1 protein-coding gene is annotated in these 1,444 nt (G+C 68.1%); it reads right to left on the bottom strand.

Annotation, left to right across the window (positions count from 1 at the left end; genetic code table 11):
* Nucleotides 1-213 precede the first annotated feature (213 nt).
* Nucleotides 214-1,116, bottom strand: a complete 903-nt coding sequence (locus tag A3CQ_RS56415; RefSeq protein ID WP_051115548.1) for an alpha/beta fold hydrolase — start codon at nt 1,114-1,116, stop codon at nt 214-216.
* Between the last annotated feature and the right edge of the window lie 328 nt (nt 1,117-1,444).

Below are 1,444 nucleotides of genomic sequence, written 5' to 3' on the forward strand. Positions count from 1 at the left end.
CAGCCTTCGCCAGTACGCACCACTGCGGCAATACGAGCTGCGGCTTCCGCCGGCTCCTCGTGCTCCCAGACTCGCACCACCTGCCAACCGAGTGCTGTCAGACCCGAGTTAGGCCACATTAGTGCGCACCTGGGCCACCGTGGATGCGTTGGAGAACCTCCTTTGTGGGAACCAGGTTCTCTGAGCATCATCTTCGTGGCCGGGCAACTCGGCTCAGCTGGCGTGGTGGCTTTCCCCGATCTGGGCGACAAAGGTCTTGACGGCGGGGAAGGTGAGGTCCGGGCGGTCGCGGAAGATGGTGTGACGCGCCCCGGGAAGCCGCACGAGGCGGGTGGTGTCGGCCGGCAGCTGGCCGGCTAGTTCCTCGACCACGGGCAGCGGGCAGACCGGGTCGTCCTCGCCGGCCAGGACCAGGACGGGGCACCGCACGGCGCCGAGCAGGCTCCAGGGATCGAAGCTTAAGACCTCGTGGGTGTCGTAGTGCGCGGCGACGTCCGGGTTCCTGATCATCCGGGCCTGGAACCGGCGGGACTCCTCGGCCCAGCCCGGCGTGACACTGTAGAGCGGATAGCAGACGCGGATGAACTCAGCCTGCAGATCCTCGGCGTCCGCGGCGGCTCCGTCCCGGCGGTAGGTGCGGACGCGCTCGATGACGGCGGCCGCTTCGGGGCCGCCGACACGGCCGAACGCCTCGATACCTCGCGGATCGTCCCAGTGGCCACCAGTCGTGTTGGCCAGGATGATGCCGCCAGGGTGATCGGGGAACAGCGCCGCGTAGGTGAGCGCGACGTCGCCGCCGAAGCTGCTGCCGAGGACGACCGGCTTGCCCAGCCCGAGCGCGTCGCACAGCCGCCGCAGGTCATCGGCCCAGGTCCGCATGTTCCAGGACTCGGCGCTGCTGCGGTCGCTGCGGCCGTGGCCGCGTAGGTCGAAGTACAGGATCTGCAAATCGGCGGCCAGCGGTTCCAGCGCGGGCTTCACCGTCATGTGGTCCAGGCCGGGGCCGCCGTGCACGGCCACCAGGACCGGGCGCTCTACCGTCGTGTCCCCCTGCGGGAGGACCGACGGGCCGGAGACATCGAACCACAGGGACACATCGCCAAGGCTGATGCGCACGCGACCTCCAGGACGACTGCAGGGACCGGTTCAGGGCCCGCAGCGATTGAGAGACGATGACGATCTGCACCGCCCGCGCACTCGACGCCGCCTTCAGCCGTGCGCACGTACGGGACCACCCGATCACCGTACGGACCCCACGATTAGTGCGCACATTCGCTCGCCCCGACGAGCGAACCCGCAGCTCAACGCCACCGAGCCAAGTCAAGATCTACGATCTTGGCCCAAGTCGGGTCACTGCACCCGACCTTCCAGCGCAATCCAAAGACCCTAGTTGATCCGAAGTGCTCTGAGCTCGATCAGCCTTCGCCAGTACGCACCACTGCGG

Source organism: Paractinoplanes globisporus DSM 43857 (assembly GCF_000379645.1).
Lineage (GTDB): Bacteria > Actinomycetota > Actinomycetes > Mycobacteriales > Micromonosporaceae > Actinoplanes > Actinoplanes globisporus.